Origin of the sequence: Syntrophothermus lipocalidus DSM 12680 (assembly GCF_000092405.1) — a bacterium.
Lineage (GTDB): Bacteria > Bacillota > Syntrophomonadia > Syntrophomonadales > Syntrophothermaceae > Syntrophothermus > Syntrophothermus lipocalidus.
On sequence record NC_014220.1, the window covers coordinates 1,974,927 to 1,993,208 of the forward strand.

25 protein-coding genes are annotated in these 18,282 nt (G+C 51.2%); 17 read left to right on the plus strand and 8 right to left on the minus strand.

All coding sequences use genetic code 11. The features are described 5' to 3' along the window. Positions 1-13: 13 nt before the first annotated feature. From SLIP_RS09535 to SLIP_RS09565, 7 genes are all read right to left on the minus strand, one after another. Positions 14-421, minus strand: a complete 408-nt coding sequence (locus SLIP_RS09535) for a TadE/TadG family type IV pilus assembly protein (RefSeq protein ID WP_013176078.1) — start codon at positions 419-421, stop codon at positions 14-16. Beyond that, positions 421-933, minus strand: a complete 513-nt coding sequence (locus SLIP_RS09540; RefSeq protein ID WP_013176079.1) for an A24 family peptidase — start codon at positions 931-933, stop codon at positions 421-423. The genes SLIP_RS09535 and SLIP_RS09540 overlap by 1 nt, the downstream gene beginning before the upstream one ends. 194 nt (positions 934-1,127) lie before the next feature. Continuing rightward, positions 1,128-1,289, minus strand: a complete 162-nt coding sequence (locus SLIP_RS09545) for a Flp family type IVb pilin (RefSeq protein ID WP_013176080.1) — start codon at positions 1,287-1,289, stop codon at positions 1,128-1,130. A gap of 215 nt (positions 1,290-1,504) precedes the next feature. Then, on the minus strand, positions 1,505-1,705 hold the full coding sequence (locus tag SLIP_RS09550) for a hypothetical protein (protein WP_013176081.1): 201 nt from the start codon (positions 1,703-1,705) through the stop codon (positions 1,505-1,507). Positions 1,706-1,779: 74 nt separating this feature from the next. Continuing rightward, on the minus strand, positions 1,780-2,421 hold the full coding sequence (locus tag SLIP_RS09555) for a response regulator (protein WP_013176082.1): 642 nt from the start codon (positions 2,419-2,421) through the stop codon (positions 1,780-1,782). Then, positions 2,390-3,451, minus strand: a complete 1,062-nt coding sequence (locus SLIP_RS09560; protein ID WP_049765046.1) for a sensor histidine kinase — start codon at positions 3,449-3,451, stop codon at positions 2,390-2,392. Before SLIP_RS09560 ends, SLIP_RS09555 begins: the two co-directional genes overlap by 32 nt. Before the next feature lie 186 nt (positions 3,452-3,637). Beyond that, entirely contained in the window at positions 3,638-5,068 is a 1,431-nt protein-coding gene (locus SLIP_RS09565) for a phosphohexomutase domain-containing protein (protein WP_013176083.1), read from the minus strand. Between the two features lie 285 nt (positions 5,069-5,353). On the opposite strand from SLIP_RS09565, the gene SLIP_RS09570 reads away from it, so the two are divergent. From SLIP_RS09570 to SLIP_RS09630, 16 genes are all read left to right on the plus strand, one after another. Further along, positions 5,354-6,685 carry a hypothetical protein gene (locus tag SLIP_RS09570; protein ID WP_013176084.1) on the plus strand — a complete coding sequence of 444 codons (1,332 nt, stop codon included), beginning with the start codon at positions 5,354-5,356 and terminating at the stop codon, positions 6,683-6,685. Between the two features lie 21 nt (positions 6,686-6,706). Next, the gene (locus SLIP_RS09575; RefSeq protein ID WP_013176085.1) at positions 6,707-6,940 is read left to right on the plus strand and encodes a hypothetical protein; all 234 of its coding nucleotides are present in this window, start codon (positions 6,707-6,709) and stop codon (positions 6,938-6,940) included. A gap of 219 nt (positions 6,941-7,159) precedes the next feature. After that, positions 7,160-7,480, plus strand: coding sequence for a hypothetical protein (locus tag SLIP_RS09580; RefSeq protein ID WP_013176086.1), 321 nt, complete (start codon positions 7,160-7,162; stop codon positions 7,478-7,480). Next, the gene (locus tag SLIP_RS09585; protein WP_013176087.1) at positions 7,440-9,518 is read left to right on the plus strand and encodes an AAA family ATPase; all 2,079 of its coding nucleotides are present in this window, start codon (positions 7,440-7,442) and stop codon (positions 9,516-9,518) included. Before SLIP_RS09580 ends, SLIP_RS09585 begins: the two co-directional genes overlap by 41 nt. Before the next feature lie 289 nt (positions 9,519-9,807). Then, positions 9,808-10,344, plus strand: a complete 537-nt coding sequence (locus SLIP_RS09590) for a hypothetical protein (protein WP_013176088.1) — start codon at positions 9,808-9,810, stop codon at positions 10,342-10,344. Between the two features lie 32 nt (positions 10,345-10,376). Continuing rightward, entirely contained in the window at positions 10,377-10,721 is a 345-nt protein-coding gene (locus SLIP_RS09595; protein ID WP_013176089.1) for a hypothetical protein, read from the plus strand. A 182-nt stretch (positions 10,722-10,903) separates the two neighbouring features. Further along, the gene (locus tag SLIP_RS09600) at positions 10,904-11,149 is read left to right on the plus strand and encodes a hypothetical protein (protein ID WP_013176090.1); all 246 of its coding nucleotides are present in this window, start codon (positions 10,904-10,906) and stop codon (positions 11,147-11,149) included. A gap of 5 nt (positions 11,150-11,154) precedes the next feature. Continuing rightward, complete coding sequence (locus SLIP_RS13035; protein ID WP_278078294.1) at positions 11,155-11,277, plus strand: hypothetical protein; 123 nt, start codon at positions 11,155-11,157, stop codon at positions 11,275-11,277. A gap of 67 nt (positions 11,278-11,344) precedes the next feature. Then, positions 11,345-11,689 (plus strand): hypothetical protein, encoded by a 345-nt coding sequence (locus SLIP_RS12185; protein ID WP_013176092.1) that lies wholly within the window; start codon positions 11,345-11,347, stop codon positions 11,687-11,689. 131 nt (positions 11,690-11,820) lie between these two features. Beyond that, positions 11,821-12,024, plus strand: coding sequence for a hypothetical protein (locus tag SLIP_RS09610; RefSeq protein ID WP_013176093.1), 204 nt, complete (start codon positions 11,821-11,823; stop codon positions 12,022-12,024). Further along, complete coding sequence (locus tag SLIP_RS12765) at positions 12,021-12,182, plus strand: hypothetical protein (RefSeq protein ID WP_013176094.1); 162 nt, start codon at positions 12,021-12,023, stop codon at positions 12,180-12,182. The genes SLIP_RS09610 and SLIP_RS12765 overlap by 4 nt, the downstream gene beginning before the upstream one ends. 15 nt (positions 12,183-12,197) lie before the next feature. Continuing rightward, complete coding sequence (locus SLIP_RS12770; RefSeq protein ID WP_013176095.1) at positions 12,198-12,341, plus strand: hypothetical protein; 144 nt, start codon at positions 12,198-12,200, stop codon at positions 12,339-12,341. 92 nt (positions 12,342-12,433) lie between these two features. Next, positions 12,434-13,696 (plus strand): stalk domain-containing protein, encoded by a 1,263-nt coding sequence (locus tag SLIP_RS09615; RefSeq protein WP_013176096.1) that lies wholly within the window; start codon positions 12,434-12,436, stop codon positions 13,694-13,696. 5 nt (positions 13,697-13,701) lie between these two features. Further along, on the plus strand, positions 13,702-14,337 hold the full coding sequence (locus SLIP_RS12190) for a hypothetical protein (RefSeq protein WP_013176097.1): 636 nt from the start codon (positions 13,702-13,704) through the stop codon (positions 14,335-14,337). A gap of 55 nt (positions 14,338-14,392) precedes the next feature. Then, positions 14,393-14,650, plus strand: coding sequence for a MerR family transcriptional regulator (locus SLIP_RS13140; protein WP_013176098.1), 258 nt, complete (start codon positions 14,393-14,395; stop codon positions 14,648-14,650). Continuing rightward, positions 14,643-15,809 (plus strand): DNA cytosine methyltransferase, encoded by a 1,167-nt coding sequence (locus SLIP_RS09630; protein ID WP_013176099.1) that lies wholly within the window; start codon positions 14,643-14,645, stop codon positions 15,807-15,809. Before SLIP_RS13140 ends, SLIP_RS09630 begins: the two co-directional genes overlap by 8 nt. Here SLIP_RS09630 and SLIP_RS09635 read toward each other — a convergent pair. After that, positions 15,798-17,327 carry a hypothetical protein gene (locus SLIP_RS09635; RefSeq protein WP_013176100.1) on the minus strand — a complete coding sequence of 510 codons (1,530 nt, stop codon included), beginning with the start codon at positions 17,325-17,327 and terminating at the stop codon, positions 15,798-15,800. The two genes, SLIP_RS09630 and SLIP_RS09635, sit on opposite strands and share 12 nt — an antisense overlap. A gap of 33 nt (positions 17,328-17,360) precedes the next feature. Between SLIP_RS09635 and SLIP_RS09640 the strand changes: the two genes are divergently transcribed. Continuing rightward, positions 17,361-18,119 carry an HhH-GPD family protein gene (locus SLIP_RS09640; RefSeq protein WP_013176101.1) on the plus strand — a complete coding sequence of 253 codons (759 nt, stop codon included), beginning with the start codon at positions 17,361-17,363 and terminating at the stop codon, positions 18,117-18,119. Positions 18,120-18,282: the final 163 nt, after the last annotated feature.

The following is an 18,282-nucleotide window of genomic DNA, read 5'->3' on the forward strand; positions in this document are numbered from 1 at the left end:
TCCGTTCACCCCTTCATTCCAGCCGCATGGTACACGAAGCCACAACAGGGAAAGGGTCAGGCAGCAACGCCCCGATAAACGGACCTATCAAATCCACCGTGTAGTCGATCTCAACCGTGAGCCCCTGTCCCCGGACTCGCTCTCCGTCGTTGGGGGTAACGTCTATCACCAGTTTCTCGGGGTCAAGAACACTCGCCATACCTTCAAGGTGCTCCACTATCTGTTGCTCCGTATGTCCTACCACTCCGTACCGGGCTCCCTCCCGCGCCAGCTCAGTGATTACCAGATAGGAAAAGAAAATGCGGCCGAACTCGATGATGCCCATAATCAAAACCAGGAGGATCGGCAGAATCAGAGCAAATTCCACCAGAGCCTGGCCTTCATTTCTCTCTACTGCCCGTCGCAATCGGTTCACCGACACTAGCACCAACCCCTGAACAACGCAGCTACCGCTCCCATGGCGATAGCGGCGGCATACGGGAACGACACGGAAAACGGTTCGATGCTGGCGCTTGTCAGTAATAACTTGGCCCTTCCCCCAGTCAGGGCCAGGATCATCCCCCGCCCGATACGCACCAGGAATTCGCCCAGGCGTTGTTCCCGGATCAAGACCGCCAATGCGATTAGTCCTCCGATGAGAGCCATCCACAGAAATGCGTTGAATACGAATACAACGCCCTTAAAAGCCCCGACCATTCCCAAGAGCTTCACATCACCGGCTCCCATGCCTCCCATGGCAAAGGGCAGCATCAACAACAAGAGGCCAAGCCCCAGGCCTTTCAAGCTGAAGACCAATCCCGAAAACCCGCCCTGGTAAAGATGCCAGCCCAGGGCTGTTAATACTCCTGTCAGTACGAGCCAGTTAGGTATACGACGTTCTCTAACATCGAAATACACTGCCAAGGCCAGCAACCCTACCATAATCCAAGTCATGGCCTCGCCCCCAAAACCTCAATTTAGAATTCAGAATTAAGAATGAAGAATTGAGAATTAAGGGCTGAGAGTAAAGACCTGCAACGAGGAACAATTCTCAATTCTTAATTCTTCATTCTGCATTCTTAATTCTAAGGTTAATGGAGGAGGGGAGCGGCATCAGCTCCCGCCCCCCGACAGACGCTGACCCGATATCACAATGCGTCTATCACTTCCTGGAATTTGTCCTTTATGGAGCCACCCATCAAACCGAGTACCGTTATAACCGCGATTGCCACCAACGCCAAAATCAGCCCATACTCGGCCATACCTTGGCCTTCTTCTTCCACCAGCAGACGCTTGACTAAGCTCAACATACCGTTTTCCCCCTTTACCTAAGATTTTTCAGAATAAATGCCCAAAACGTCTTATCCTGCTTTCATTCTACGTGGAGGTTAAACCTGGGGAAATCGGTCGAGGTTCTCAATTCGGAGGCGAAAAAGGCAGGAAGTTAATGTAGGACTTTAGTCCCACTAACAGAGGATGGCGGCTATTTTGGCCGCGGAAAACTCAAGGCGCGAACGGTACATGGTCATGCTCTAGGATAACCGGTGGCAAACTTTAGGTAACGGGCACGGTGGTAGGATCGCTTAAGCAGGCCGGTAATGCTGAAAAGCCAGCGACGGCCGAGCCTCCATTTCTTTCCGTGCTTCTCAGCACCCGGACGAAATACCAGGCAGGCCACCATGACCACCCATATGACCAGGCTCACCCACTTGAGTATCAAAACCAAAAAGAACCCCTCCCTCGGCCCTTTGTAATATAGATATGCCGGGGAAAAAGGGTTCTTGTTCTGGCAAAAAATCGCTACTCCGTCTTTACCACCTTGTTCTTGAGAGCGTAAATAACGGCCTGGGTCCGGTCCTTCACCTCCAGTTTCCGGAAGATGCTGGTAAGGTGATTCTTCACCGTTTTCTCACTGATGAAGAGCGCGGCCGCTACCTCCTTGTTCGAGTAACCTTTAACCAGCAACTCCAGCACGTCCCGCTCGCGTTTGGTCAGCTTCATCTCATCTCTCCTACGGTTTTGACGTACCAGTTCTTTTGCCACTTGGCCTGCCACCCGCGGGTGGATGATGACGTTTCCTTCCCTCACCTTGAATATCGTGCTGGTAAGCTCGTCCGGACCCACGTCTTTCAAAACGTAGGCGGAAACCCCGGCTTTGACCATTTCCACTACCTGTTCGTCCTCGTAAACGGTCAAAGCGATGATATCGGTCTCGGGCATCTCCTTTTTTATGACTTGGGTGGCGGCGACGCCGTCGGTGCCGGGCATGTTCACGTCCATCAGAATTACGTCCGGCCGGTACTTCCGCGCCAGGTTGATGGCTCCTTGCCCGTCTCCGGCCTCTCCCACCACTTCAATGCGTTCATCCAGTTCCAGAAGCCTCCTTAAACCTTCCCGAACCAGGGCGTGGTCATCCGCGATAAGCACTCTTACCTTGTCCATTCCCTTCTCCCTCCCGTTCCAAAGGCACCTCGATTATTACCTGAGTACCCTGCCCTGGTGCCGACTTCACCCGGAACTTGCCCCCGAATAATCCTACCCTCTCCTGCATCCCCAAAAGACCGAAGCTTTCCTTTTTGCCTTCCCTTACAGCCTCCACGTCAAATCCGCACCCCTCGTCCTTGATCACCACCGTAACCTTCTCCGGAGCAATACCAAGTTTCACCTGAGCCCGGTCGGTCCCGGCATGCTTGCGGACGTTGGTTATTGCCTCCTGGATCAGCCGGAACACGGCTACTTCCCGGGCTAGATCCAGCCGCCGCTCTTCGCCAAAAAATAGGAAATCGATTTCCATGTCATATTTTTGGGCATAGTCGGCCAGGTATCGTTTTATCGCAGGGACCAAACCCAGGTCATCCAAAGCCATGGGTCTGAGATCGAAGATGACCCGTCTGATGTCGCTCAGGTTCTGCCTTACCACTTCTTTAAGCTCGGCTAGTTCCCTTCTGACCCGCTCCCGATCCTTGTCCCACAGCCGTTCCATCAGCTCCAGCCGCATCACGATGTTGGCCAAGTTCTGGGCCGGGCCGTCGTGTAGCTCGCGCGAGATGCGTCGTCGTTCCTCCTCCTGGGCCTGGATAACCCACAGCCCCAGCTGTTGTTTCTTGTTGGCTTCTTCCAAGTGGCCTGTAATGACGCCTACATTGCCCTTCAGCATCTTCAGCACCATGTTGATGCGGTCTACCAGACCTTCCGCCTTCCGGGCTATGCTTTCCACCTGCTTCAGGTGCCTCTCCAGCTCGTCCCGGCGATGGCGCAGCTGCTTTTCTTTTTCACGCAGGGCCGAAAGCTGCACCTGCAGCCTGTGAGCCTCCTCGTACGCCTGTTTAATATCTTCCTCGCTGTATGCCTGAAAGTCCCGGCTGACCTCCATCAACCTGACGCGAGCCATCCTCTCTTCCCGCTCGCACGATTCCACCTCGGCGATGGTAGACAATATCTCTGACTTGAGCTGTTCCAGTTCCCCCTGCAATCAGGCCAGCTCATTCCGGGCGGTGTCGGCAATGCCGTAAATCTCCTCCCGCCCGCTCTCGATTGTCGTCATTATATCGTTAACTATCTTTTCCAGTTGCCTGACATCTATTGCTTTCAGTCTACCTCACCAACTTTATGATAGTCCCAAAACCCGCAAAAAAAGAATTCGGCCAAGCGACCGAATTTATTGGGATGATAGTCCTAGCGCGTTTTGAATCTCCCGTTGGATATCGGCCAACCGCACCCGGTCTTGAGCCTCGATATAAACGCTTACAACAGGCCGGGTTTCCGGATTCCTGACCAGAACCCAGCTCCCGTCCTCCATGACGAACTTTTTCCCTTCCACGCTGAGCGTCTTTTCCACCTTGACCCCGGCGATGGCTTTAGGGCTGAATTCCTGCAAGCGGGCGGTGACGCGTTCCCTATCCTGTTCTCTGTAACAGAAATCTAACCGCTGGTTCTCGGTTCGCCCGTATTCCTCTGTGAACTGCCCGTAAATCTCGCTCAGGCTTTTCTGCGCAAAAGCCACCATTTCCGCCACCAGTAACCCGGCTAGTATGCCGTCCTTACACGGAACATGCCCTAGGACGCTTAGGCCCCCCTCTTCGTCGCCCCCCAGCATGCACCCCCGTTCCCGCAGGCACTCGCCAATGTAGTGGAAGCCGAGTGGGGTTTCGTTTACCCCCAGGCCGTTTTTTTTCGCTATCCTGTCCAGCACCCGGGTGGTAGCTGCGGTCCTGGCTACCGGGCCACGGAAGCTACGGGTCTTTAACAAATGATCAAGAACCAGGCAGAGCACCCGGTTCGGGGTGAGAAACTCCCCCGTTTCATCTACTACCCCCAGACGGCCGCCCTCACCGTCCAAGGCCAGCCCTAGGTCCGCCTCGTACGCCCTCACCGCCCGTTTTAAATCATCCAGGGAGGTATCGACTGGTTCCGGCCTGAGCCCCCCAAATAGAACGTCCCGGTACCCATGCACGACCCTCACCTCGCAACCGAAGGCCTCCAGGCACCGATCCAGGCAGCCGACCGCGGCCCCGAACATAGGGTCCACCACGACCTTTAACTGCCCCTCTTTAAATATCTCGGGGTTTACCATCCTGCTCAGGTGCCGCAGGTAATCATTCTCTACCTCGATCTCTTCGACCAATCCCAGCTTTCCCCCCTCTTCCAGGGATAGCTCGTACACCTTGCGGCACTCGAGCACGCGGTCGGTCTCCGCCTGAATCTCTTCAGCCACTGCTGGCATTGCCGCCCCGGCGTACTCGGGTATAAACTTCAAGCCCTGGTACTCATACGGACATGATCCGCCGGCAACCACCAGAGCCCCGCCTGTCGCGCGTTCACGTACCGCGAAGGCGACTACCGGAGTCGGAACCGGTCGGCGCAAGAGAAAAACTTTAATGCCATTGGCCACCAGAACCCTGGCTACCGCCCGAGCAATCTTATCTCCCAAGAAACGGCTGTCGTACCCTACCACCACTCCCTTTTTGCCCAGGTTGTTGCTGTTAAGGTAAGCGGCAATCCCCTGGGTCAGGGCCTTCACGTTGGCGAAGGTGAATTCCTCCGCCAGAACCGCCTTCCATCCTTCAGGGCCGAACCGTATGCGAGACATTTTTACCTCCATATCAAGCCGTCAGCTCAAATAACGCCATTGTCCCTATTAACTTAACACACCGGCAAAGATGCGAAAACAGTCAATAGCAATTTCGCCAGTGATAACTCACTTCTACTAGTATATTCAACGGAAAAGCCGGATCTCCTCTTAGTCCGAAACGTCAGTCATATGCGGCATTTTATCTCTTCGCTCAACGAACTAATCTTGAATTTCCCTCAAGTATCGGTTTCCTGATTACCATTAAAGCAGCCTAATCATTCATTGCAAAGGAGGTGTTGTCAGATGCCGTTCGATGGTTGGGTCGAGGAAAAAGTCAATACCGAATTTGGACCCGCAATTAAGCGATTTAACCCATCAACGGGCGAGACTGCTTTTTTCGCTCCTCACGGAGAGCAGATTGGCAAATCGTTTATTGACCCGCTTGCAAAACGCTCAATCAAGAAAAATGAGACCAGTACCAGCGACGTAGAAACCACCCGTAGAATAGCTCGGGAACAGCTGAACCAATATCCGCAGGAAGATGCCTTCGTTAAGTACGTCAAGAGCAACTTGGAAGAAGCACAGACGATAGAGCGCATTGACAACCTGATGCGCTTGCTCTTCCAACATTTTACCACTAAAGCTGCTAATACCGCTACTACTTCCAAATCCCAAAAGGAGGGGGCAGGTATGTGGGATGAGGTAAGGAAGCGCTACGAAAAGGATGAGATATTCCGCAAGAAGGTTGATAGGGTTGCTAAACAATGGCAAGTATTGAGGGGCAACCGAAGTTCCCTTGAAAACTACGTGGAAGTAGTGCTCCGTAACTACGAGGTATCGAAATCTATTACCAACGGGACATCTTTTGCTCGTTCCGATGATGAAATACTCCAGGGGCTATTAGATTCCGTTAAGGAGGAGGTCGTCCGAAAGAACTTCCGGCGAGCTACCGCTTTGCAGAGAGAGGTTAAGGAAGGAAGCTACGACTTGGAGCGCATTGGTCGCTTCCTCGAAGATACCTACGGGCTGAAACGCCCGCCGTTTGCTCCTAGTGACTTCACACGGTTCTCCAAGGACAATAAAGAACGTTACGAACCCTACTCGCCGAGCATGTACCGTGCGGTAACGTTGCAGGCCAAAGATTTGCAGGGACGGTTAAGCCAGTGGCTAAAGGAATTGCCGAATACCCTCAACTACCGGGACAGGCTCACGGATACAGCTAAGGAAAAGGTTACCAAACAGTTGACCGATATTTTCTCCATGCTGATGACCGCGGGCACTTTAGACGATGCCACCGTTGATAAGATTTCCACGCCCACCCGCAAATGTGAGGGCACCACGTACACGCAATTAGAGATGGAAGAATTCTTCAAACGAGGGCATGAACTTGCCAGCAATTGGTACACCTTTGTGAAGAGAGTTCAGGCTACCGTGGAAAAGGAAAAGGCTGAGAGAAGCTACCTCTCCGGTGACCTGAAAACTTTGTCCAACGTCGCACGCTGGCAGTATCCAGACAACATTCAACCGGACGTTGAGAAGCGTGACGACAGCGGTTTCTGGAGCAGCCTGTTCAGGACGCTACCGCCCTCTCACGAACTCAGCAGGCTGATTAACCAGAAAATCTTTAACGAGTAACCACGAAGGAGGATGAACGTCATGCTACCGATTGCTTACTGGAATAAGTGGGACGAACTAATGAAAGACGAGCTGGCTGAAAGGCTATCTCGCACCTGTTTTGGAAATTTCGGGTACGACTTTACCTGCGCCTTTGGTGACAACGAGTGGGAAGCTCTCTGCCACTGCCCGTTGGGAATGCAGTGCAGTGAAGCAACCTACCACTACGAGCTAGTACCGCGCCGTATCAAGAAGCAGTTGGAGAATGCCGGATAAGGAGGTGCCAGGAATGTTCTGGGTTATCTGGTCGCTGGTAACTTTGTCAGTAGTAGCAAACGGCTATCTTTACTTGAAAGAAAGTAAAATCGCGAGTTAGCGCGTTAAAATATCGCTGCATTAACGTTTATAAGCCTCTATGCACCTCGGATCTTATTTCGTCAATATATTTTATACGTGGAAAGAAAAACCAACTTAAATCAAGGGGGTTTGACAGCTATGAAACGAGAGCCTTTCTACACGAAGGACCTGCATTTCGCCGCTTACCTCTTGCTGGAAGGGTACCAGCCAGAAATTAAGGTACCCTTCCAGGGAGCGAAAAAAGTAATGTTCCTTTACCCGGAAGCGGACTTCTCTACCCTGCGGGACTTGCGGACAAGGTTCGAGGGTGACAAGAACCTGACCGTGAACCTGTTCGATTACGTTAGAGCGATGCGAGAGCTTGGCGACCGCATTAACTACATCAAACGAGAGACATTGAAGAAGGAGGCTGGTCAAAATGACCGTAACGAGGCTACTGGACAGCAACCTACCATCTAGCCACGGTTGGGCAATCCATTTCGCAAAGGTGGCCCACCCTGAACCCTACCGGGAGTTTTACGAGCCGCATTTTCCGGAAATAGTCGGTAGGCAGCCTGACAGCAACGGGTTCATCTCCGCCCGCTGCCTGAACTCTCTAAACCACCAGCACGGGGACAAGAAGCCATCCGCTGCGGTCAACGTTAAAAGCGGCGTCTACCACTGCTCGGTTTGCGGCAGCTTCTCCCCTTTTCGATTCCTCACGGAAATCCTCGGGCTGCCGAAAGACGAGGCAAGCTTTACCCTTGACCAATACCGTTTTGAACTGCGGTTTGAAGACAAGCCAGCTTTCGAAAAGGTGGACAACTACAGCAGCGCCTTTGTCATCCCGCCGAAGGGTTTCAACGAGTACGCAAGCGAAGCCGCTAAAATGCTCTCCCCGGATTTAGAAATCGTGCAGGAATACCTGGCCGCGCGAGGTATCAACTACGAACTTTTGACCCGCTACCGCTGGGGCTACGTTCCAGAAGGTTTTGTCCCCGGGCAGGAGGAGTGCATCGTTGTTCCCTTCATCGTCAACGGGCAGGTTGTCGGTATTCGCGGCCGGGCTAGAGACGGCCGCAAGGGCGGGGCGAAGGGCTCCCGATTCGTTCTTTGGAATCTCGGCGCCTTGGAAGGTCACGACCAGGCGGTGATTGTGGAGGGCGAGAGCGACGCCTTGCGGACTATCCAGGCGCTGGAAAGCTGCGGGATTGACGTGCCGGTCTTGAGCGTTCCCGGAGCTACCTTCCGTCGGGAGTGGGAGCGGGAATTTCAAGGCATCCACACGGTCTACCTCATCCCTCAAGCTGACGACCCATCGTGGAACAACTTTGTCGCTAACGCCGTTAAAGTCCTGGGAGACTACCGCTGCGTTGTGGTGAAGCTCCCCTGGAAGCGGGGCGAGGCCGGAAAAGACGTGTGCGACTGGCTCCGCCTTCACAGCGACGCGGAACTGGCCGAGCTAATTCCCTGGCGGAAAACCAGGAGCTTTTTTACCACCCACGAAGAAATGCTGGAACTGGCAGAGCAGGAGATACCGTGGCTCATCAACGGGTTGATTGCCAGGGGCGATAAGGTTTTGGTCGGCGGGCCGCAAAAGGCCATGAAAACCTTCTTCATCCTCAACCTGATTCGGGCGGCGGCCAGCGGGGAGGATTTCCTGGAATACCCTGGCTGGAGCGTCCACAGGCCGTGCAAGGTTCTCTGCGTCGAAGAGGAGGGCTCTCCCGTCGCCTTCGCGAGAAGAATAAAGCGCCTGCTGAGCGACATTCCTCCAGCTAGCGTCCGCTGGGTGCACCGCCAGGGCGTAAAGCTTGATAACCCCTACTGGGTGGACAAATTGATTGAGGCCTGCGAGGATTACCAGCCCGACCTGATTATTTTCGACCCGCTCCAGAGGATTCACAGCAAGGTTGAGGACCGGGCCTGGGAAATGGGTGAAGTGTGGGACCGCCTGCACGAGCTTGTCCTGCGGTTCCCTGACGCGGCGGTATTGGTTGTCCATCACTTCGGCAAGCGCCAGGGTGTAGACACCGGTTGGGACGCTTTCCGTGGTTCCAGCCGGAGCAGCGGGGAAGCTGACGTGGGCATTTTCCTGGAAAAAACGGACAAAACCAACGAAGCCACCGGCGACCGCATCCTTCTCTTGAGACTGGACGGTAGAGACATCCCGCCGCTGACCGACTCACGCGGGAGAGTCACGGACAGGGCCATCGAGGTTTACGTCAACCAGGAAACCTTCAAGATGACGACCACCGGCTTTGTGGTGAGGGTCGAGGATACCTCTACTCGCGGCAAAGTGCTGGAACTCATTAAGCAAAGCGGCGAGGGCGGCATAGCCTTCAAAGACATAGTCCAGGAACTGGGGGTGAGCGACGAAACCGTCCGGCGCTACATTCGCGAGCTTCAGGACAGGAACATGCCCGTAACGGAGGAAGGCGGTAAGGGGCAGAAACCCAAAATCTACCGCTGGGTCGGAAAGCAGGAGAAAGATACCGCGGCAACCGAAACTGCGTAAGTCCAAACCCAAGTTGAGTAGGCACAAAGTAGGTCCATAGGCCCAAGGTATATATATACCTTTGGGCCTTTGGGCCTACTTTTCTGTTTCCCGAAGGTCCAAATTTGGCCCAACGTTGGCCCAAACCTTGGCGCTACCTTTGGGTCTACTTTACATTTCGTTTCATCACGCTACTGATGAGAATACCCCCAACTCAGATCCGCACCTGCCCAAACCGTTGGGCCTACTTGTTATCTTACTTTTCCTCGCTCACCTGGTACCATTGGAATTGGAAAGGAGGTGATACTGGATGGCCGCTGAGATTGTAGGTACCTTCAGTCCTGTTGAAAGGAGGCGCAGCATAGTGAACAGGGCGCAGGAAAACCCTATCCATCCAGAAGATTGGACTTTCAAGGACAGCGTAGCGGCAATCTTCCAGCACGAAATCGACACGATTGATTCAGTTGTATCCTTTCATAATGAGGGTGTTTTCCGCATCGTCCTTACCGACCCGAAGAACTTGAATTTCGGTATGGGCGACGAGGAGGAACTGGTTACCGCTTACTTCACGCTCTGTCATTTAAAGGCCCGATTAGAAATCTTGAACGCCGCGCTACCTCTCGTAGACGATGAAGCTACCCGGGGTGCTGCTGCTGAAGAGATTAACTTTTGGAACCGGCTCGTTACACTATTATTGGAAAGGGTTCAAAGGAAAATTGTTGAGGCCGGTCCAGAAAAAATACCGGCTGCAACCGAATTTGAACTACAGCAGCAAATTCAGCGCCTGTGCACGCTGCGCTTTACAGGAGAGTTGCAGGGTAGCTGGTTTGACGGGAGTGGCAACTGACGACATTTAGCAGCTTAAATGGAGGTGAGATTATGGCCACCGAAAAAGCATGGGAGGCGGAACGGCCAATAGAGGAAGCCATGATGTTTTCCGTCCTCCTTAATGAGATTGATGAGTTCGAGTTTCAATTGGATGAGGAAGCCATAACGATGGCGTTTGCCGCCCAAAAGGGCAATGACGGCGGAGAACGCTTGGGAGACACTTACCGTTATCTTCATTACCTGAAGGCTCAGTTGAAACTCATAGACGTTGGATTGGGGATACTGGGAGAACCCCCAAACTTGGAGCTTTATAATGATGTAGCTAGCAGGCTTCGTTTATGGAGAACCATCGTCAACGCTGCATTGGAACGAGTAAGTACGGTTATCGCTGATTAGGCCGGCAAACCTTTTCATGCGAAGAAGTCCTGTCAGTTAAGAGAGGCTCACCGGGGCCTCTTATTTTTGTGCCGACAATTTCCGACAAAAATTTTAGTGGCCATCTTTTAAGTCCTTGGGAAGTACATTATAATTTTAACATAATTAGACAGAATATTCCAACACAGGAAGGAGGTACTACCTTGACCAAACGAGAAACACTCAAAAGAGTGCGAGACATCATCCGATGTCTGGAACACCAACAAACGCTACCTACAGACACTTGTTCTGTGGTAGCTGCGAAGAAGCTGGAGATGCTCGTGAAAGAGGCTCCAGCTTCTCTCGTTTACGACCTTTCCTGCATTCACAGCCAGCTTCTGAACTCCGGAGACGACGTAGGCACTGTCCTGAACCGACTTAAGAGACTGCTCTATAGCGAAGGGAGGTGATTACCTTGACGGACAAAGAAATGGAGAGCTTGCTGCAAATGCTGCTGGAAGAAGAGCTGTCCGAAGGTACCCGGGTCAGGAGTTTTGAGGAAGCTGGAGTATTGACGCGTGACGCGCTGGTTTGGTAGTAAGGCTGCCAGACGGTAGCGAGTTCCAGATTACCATTGTCAGGTCGCGATAAGGAGGTGATTTACTATGGCAGCGAGAGCCAAGAGCGAGCCGGTTGAACCTAAGCAGTCTCTAATAATCCCGCCTGGCAACACTCCACCGGAGTTGCAGGCGTTGCGGTCGAAAAGAGATGCCTTCCGCGCCAACCTCCAGTACGCCATCAAGCAGGAGGAAGCCTATCGCGAGAAGTTTGATGACGGCGACGAGCTGGCGGAACTGAAGATGCTGGAGCAAAGGCTGAGAGTTGACTGGTACTCGAAAAAGATTGCCGAAGTAGAGCAGGAAATCCAGCGGTACTACCTAAAACGCAAAGCGGAGAAGAAAGAAACGGAACCTGAACAGGAAAAAGCCAAGAAGGAAGGCGCTGCGTAAAGAAAACGTGGCGCCTTCTGGTTTTTCTCTCCTGCAAACCAATTATACGGCTCTATGCCTTATGGAACTTTTCTCTTCAATACTTTTATATACTCCGGTACCAATTACCAATTTTCTTGGGAGGTGATACCATGCTGAAAGTGCGTACCTGCAAGACCTGCCCTCTCTACAGTAGAGAGCTTTCCCGCTGCCGGATGGGATTCGTTAACCCTCCCACCAAAAGGGCTACCGCGGAAACGGTGGCTGCCTTCGGCAGCGACTACGTCTGCCATTACAACCGGTGGAAAAACGGGAACTCCTCCCTTTACCTACCTGCGGGAGTGATGAGCCAGTGACCAACCGGTGGGCGATATTCGGTACCAGATCCGACGGCACTTCCTTTCTGGCAGGCTGCCAGACTTACAAGACCAAAGAAGAAGCGGAGGAGCGGTTGCTTCTCCTGCGCCAGATTTTCAAAGCCAGAGGGGTTACCCTCTACATCAGGCCGTTCTAAGGAGGTGAACTTACAATGACCGGCTGGGAACTGCTGGAGGAATTTGAAGACTTCCTCGGGCGTGACGTTGACCCTGATAGTGAAGAATTTCACGCTCTCCTGGATGCCCTCGGCTTTGAACCTGATGAAGTGCAAGACCTGGACGATGAAATTCTGTGAGAGGGAGGAATTACCTTTGTCAAGGGCGAAATTGTTACATGTTTCCTGTTGATGCGATGATATTCGACTTCTATTGCAATAGGAGGTTAAAAATGAGGCGCTTGCTTTTCCTTGCTTTAACTGTGATGATTACCGTGGCCGGTGGTTTTGCACTGCCGGCCTTCGCTCAGGAACAGCAGAAAATTCCCGTCCTGATTGACGGGCTGCCGGTTACCTTTGACGTGCAGCCGGTCATCCAGAACGGGCGCACCCTGGTTCCCTTCCGAGCGATAGCGGAAGCGTTGAACGTAAAGGTTACCTGGGACGGCACTACTCAAACGATAAGTGCTACGGACGGGAAAACCTCTATCCGGCTCCAGATTGGGAATAAGACCGCCTACCGCAATAACTCCCCTATCCTCCTAGACGTTCCTCCGCAAATTCTTAACGGCAGGACGATGATACCGTTGCGGTTCTTCAGCGAAGCCCTTAATTGTAAGGTGGATTGGGATAACTCGATTAACGGGGTCAGGATTACCTCCCCGCCCAAAGAGATGGCGGTAATCGGGTTCTACGCCCTGGGCGACAGCAAGACCAGCAGTTGGACTAACCTCTTTAGGATGCCGTACCCGGAAACTGCCAGCGGAAACACCGATGTAGTAGCTGAACTGGCGCTGGGCTGGTACAGTCTGGACAAAGGTGGCAACCTCCTGACCAAAAGCCGAACAGGCTGGCAAAGGCCGGATAGTTGGGAGAAGGTGCTGGAAGCAGCTAGGGAGTACAACCTGAAAACCGAAATGGTGGTCCACGTGACTGACGGTGACGGCACGATTTCGTCCCTGTTAACGGATGATGCTGCCATGACCAGGGCGGTTAATGGTATAATGAGAGAAGCGGTACTATACCAAGGAGTAAACCTGGACTTTGAGGGTTTGGGCTACCGAGATGACGGTGAGCAGTTAAAGGTGGTGCAGGGCTCTTTTACCAGGTTCGTCCTGCTCTTAGCGGAACAGGTTAAGGCTGCTAACCTCACACTAACCCTCACCCTCCACGCCCCGAACAGCGCCTATCACGGTTACGATTACAAGGCGCTGGGAGAATTGGCTGACCGGATTATCATCATGGCCTACGACTACGGCTCCACGCCGGAGCCGGTAAGCCTTGTCACTCAAGCAGTGGAGATAGCTAGGGCTAATGTTCCATCGGAAAAGCTGGTACTCGGAATTTCTGCCCCCACGGAAACAGCGGAAAGCATTCTAACGAAGGTAGGCATTGCCAAGCGGTACGGGCTTGACGGTATCGCCATTTGGCGGTTAGGTCTAGTGACCGGTGAGATGTGGGATGCGTTGAGGGCTACCGTAATACCACGGAGGTAATGGCAATGAAACGCATTGTTTTGTTTACTGCTCTGACAATCGCCCTTGTTTCTATTACCGGTTATGGGTTTGCGAGTAGTCAAACCCGAGAAGGAACGTTACCCGATGGGAGCAAGGTTCGGGTAGACGCCACAGGCAGGCTTGTCACGGATAGGCACACTGAAGCAGTAGAGAAGGCAATCTCCAGCATCAAGCCCGAAGACTTCCAGAGCGTAAACAGTTTCGTCCGGCAGGCTCATTTCCAGCTAAACGACTTGGTTGCTTCCGGTCATTATAAACGGTTTACGGATAATTCAACCTGGGCTTCAAACTCGAAAGAGTACCTGTGGGAGACCAGAGTAAAAGAGTACGTCAGTGGCGAAGGTGAGCTAAACCTAGTCACTCGTCCTCGGGAGGTAGCAGAAAAAGTTGGGTCAGAGGACTTAAAGGCTGACCTCGAAGCGTTTGCCCGAATGTTGGAGTTTGCCTATGAGAAGAAGGACGTTCAACTACTGATTCTAGCTCACCGCATAATCCATGACCTTGATTATTGGGTGTTCAATAACGAGACATTTGAGTCTCGGGATTACTGGGGAGCTACAGTCACTCTGGAAGGCCAGGACGGAATCCTTACCAAAAAATATTTGAATAAGTTTGAGTGAGTTTGAAGGAGTTTGCGCAGTTTTGTCGTAGTTTATTATGTAGGTGGTGAGGAAAATGTTACCTACTGAGGCCTCTTCTCCAAATACACTGGTTACTATTGGCGAGGCTAGTAAAATACTTGGTATTTCGACAGCAACATTATATCGTTATGAAAAACAGAATCTGCTTGTACCTCTGCGAACTGCAGGTGGACACCGGCGCTACTCCTTAGACCAGCTAAACAGGTTTAAAGGGAAAATGGGGTCGGAAGATTTTATTCATAACCGGAATGAGCGAGTTGCCACCAAAGGAGGTAGTCGAGAGGATGTCTAAAAAACTTTACGCTATCTCGATATTCTCTGGCGCGGGTGGATTTGATTTGGGAATCGAGGCAGCAGGCTTCGAGACCCGACTCTGCACGGATATTGATTACCATAGTTGCAGGACGCTCCGCTCCAACAGGCGTTTAGGAAAAGAAACCGGCAAGCACTCCTTTTTGCAAAATGCGGTTGTTCTTCAGCGAGATATTAGAAAACTGAATACCAAAGATATTTTGAGAGCTGCGAGGTTAGACCGTGGCAAGGTATCTCTAGTAATTGGTGGGCCTCCGTGCCAGTCCTTCTCTGTTTTCGGGCGGCGTAAAGGAATGGACGACCCTCGCGGTACCCTTTTATGGGATTTCATAAGGGTTATCAGGGAGGTCCAGCCCGAAGTCTTTATTTTTGAAAATGTGGCCGGCTTGCTAACAATAGATGACGGTAAGGTTTTTGAGCGATTCATGGAGGAGGTTGGCAAAAACGAATTTGGCACCCAAGATTATACCCTAACGCATTACTTGCTAGATACTGCCAATTATGGTGTGCCTCAGTTCCGCAGCCGTTTAATCGTATTCGGGTCAAGAAGCGGGATAAAAATTAGCAAGCCTCAGCCCACTCACTCTCCTGAGGCGAATGGCAAGTCAATTTCTTTATATCCAGAACTACTGCCTACACCCGTAGTTGCTCAAGTATTAAGAGGGCTTCCAGAACCGCCCTGTCCTCACATACCAAATCACGTTGGTAGAGTTCACAGCCAGAGGATTATTGACCGTTACTCTAGATTAGCCTTTGGAGAGAGAGACTCAAAAACTAGAATCAATAAATTGCACCCCTATAGGCCGAGTTATACAATTGTGGTTGGTTCCGATAAAGGCGGTGGCAAGGGGCACGTACACCCTTTTCAGCCTAGAGAGGTCACGCCAAGAGAATCTGCTCGTATTCAAACATTCCCGGACTTTTGGGCTTTTTCAGGAACCAGCCGTCACCCCATAAGGCAAATCGGCAACTCCGTACCTCCAGTTTTTGGGGCTGTTCTTGGTGCGCAAGTTTTGCGGGAAGCCTTCAATTACGAAGCTCCCGACTACAGAGAGATTTTGGAGCGCCTCCAACTTGATTACCTATTAAGTGACGCGGAAAAAGATTTCTCTGAGGGAAAAATAGCACTAGCCCGGTAAAAATGGTTGAAAAGCTTCCCGGCATTCACTCGGGCACTGGATATTTACATCGTCGGTTAACCAGCAAACAAAAATCCCTCTATCTTTAACGAGATAGTCTACTAGCCACGGCTCGCTCGGTGGGCATTGCAACACTAGACACAGGAGAGCGTCGCTGTGACCCGAGCGGTACCTATATTCGTAGAGTTGAGATATACCCTTTCTAACCTGCGCGAGTTGATTGTTAGAGTTGCAGCTTTTCATTTCAAAGATATACTTTCTGTTGTTAATCTCTACAAACAGGTCAATGAATAAGTTTTCATGAGGGTCTCCCCCAGCTAGCCGGGACATCGCGGCGAATCTTTCAACCAATCTAGCGTGATCCCGATTTGCTTTTTCTCTTCTCAAACGGGCTATTTCCGGATTGCTTGCTTCGCGAGCACTTACCTGCTTGTGGGAAGGCCTGGAACTTTCATAACGGCTTAGAGGAGGGAAGGCAGCCGCAGGAAGTGCTTCTTCCCTCAGAAGAAGCATAACAGGGCTTGCAAAATCGCTCTCAAAGCTGCCAGTTACTAGAGTGAGTGACCTGGCAGGAAGATTAGATGCGTCATAGTAACGGCCCCATTCGGGGCTCTTTATGATTGTTTCAACACACTCTCTCGTTTCGGGTGCCACGTTACACGCATTAAGCGCTGAGAAGAAGGTATTCATATTTGCAATTTCTTTTACTGCTTGCAATTTATCGGCGGTGTCAATATTTAGGTTGAGCCCCCTTTCGGTTCTAGATATAAGCCCGGTGTGGGTAAATATATGAAAGTTTCTCTTAAACTTTGTAAGCAGGCGGTTTTCAAAAAGCCATGGGGGGCAGTTTTTGGTTTGTACATCATTAAGAACCTCGATGATTTGCTCATCCGATGGAGAGGGGTCTGTATTTGTGCGGGAATCATTTGCAAGAGCAAGTATTTCCGGGTACTCTAAGGTGGCGTCTTGCGGTTCAATATTCATAGCCGCTGACTTTGCCAACAAAGCTTTGCAAATCATGCGAAACGGGACTAATCTTATCCCGTGGCTGACCTCTCGTAGCGTGTCGGTAAGTATATTAGCTTGAACACGAACATTAAGTCTGCCTGTTGGTGTTTTTGTATAAACCGCCCCTGCCCCATTGGGATACTGGAAAAGCGACAGTTGTGCGCGACAAAAGGCTTCTACATCCGGCTCAGAAGTGCAGAGATATTGCCTTGCGGCACCGGAGAGGGCAATTACCCATTGGCCGTCGCAACGCTCTATGTGGTAGATACCCAGATAGGTTCCGTAAGCACCAAACTCGTCCCTGAAGTTCGACGGGTCACGAAGCGCGTAGGGTGACCGGTCGCTTAAAGTTCGAAATCGGTCCAAGAGGCGGTCACGGTCAAGTTCTTCTCCATCAAACTCGGCAAAGATATTAGCTATCTCGAGCAGGTAATCAGGCCAGTCCGGACTTGAACTCTCAATTTTATTTGCGAAGAACTTAGTCATTACCGGTTGTAAGGGTAGAGACATAATTTTCCCTCCAGCTTTTGGCAGGTGCTTAGTATGAGTAATTCGACAATTGACAGTAAAAACCCTCTTGAGCTGGCGAATGAAGGCGCTAGCTCGTCCAAAATACTGTTCTTTCAAGAGGGGCTACTGAAGTGGTTTGAAAAGAACAGGCGTTCTTTTTTGTGGCGGGAAACTCATAATCCTTGGTATATCTTGTTGGCCGAAGTACTTCTGCAGAAAACTAACGCCAGAAAGGTCGAGAACATATACGCTGAGTTTATTAATCTCTACCCTACTCCGGCCAAGTTATTAAACGCTGGTCCCGAGCTACAGGAACTACTGAAACCCCTTGGGTTGTGGGCAGCAAAAAGCAAAATCCTGAGAAGCTTAGCTAAGTCAATCGTAGAAAATTTTAACGGTCTTGTTCCAGATTCCTTTGATAACTTGATTAGTCTGCCGGGCGTAGGCAGTTATATCGCTTCCGCAGTATTGTCTTTTGCTTATGAAAAGAGAACTCCCATCGTTGATACAAATGTGATAAGAATTCTCGAGCGTTACTTTGGAGTTTGCTCAACAAAGAATAATAACAAAGAGAGGGACCAACAAATCTGGCGTTTTGTAGAGGTGTTACTGCCAGAAAGTAACTGTGTTAAGAGGTTTAATCTGGCATTAGTTGATTTTGGCGCGTTAGTATGCACGCACTACCACCCTCATTGTGACACGTGCTGCATTGCTCCTTATTGTAAATATTATTCTAGAGAGAGACCTTTTGAAATTCCTCCTCCTGATGCGGCATTAGCACCGTTAGAATAAAAATGATTGCAGGGTACTAATCTTCGCACCCTGTTTTTTATTTTAGGTATTTCACTCACGTTCAAGTGGTATAACTTGTCCATGCCGTGAATATGATGGTAATAAATATGGTACTTCTTTGCCAAAATTGGCCGTTTCGAATCTTGTAGAAAATTTTGGAAGC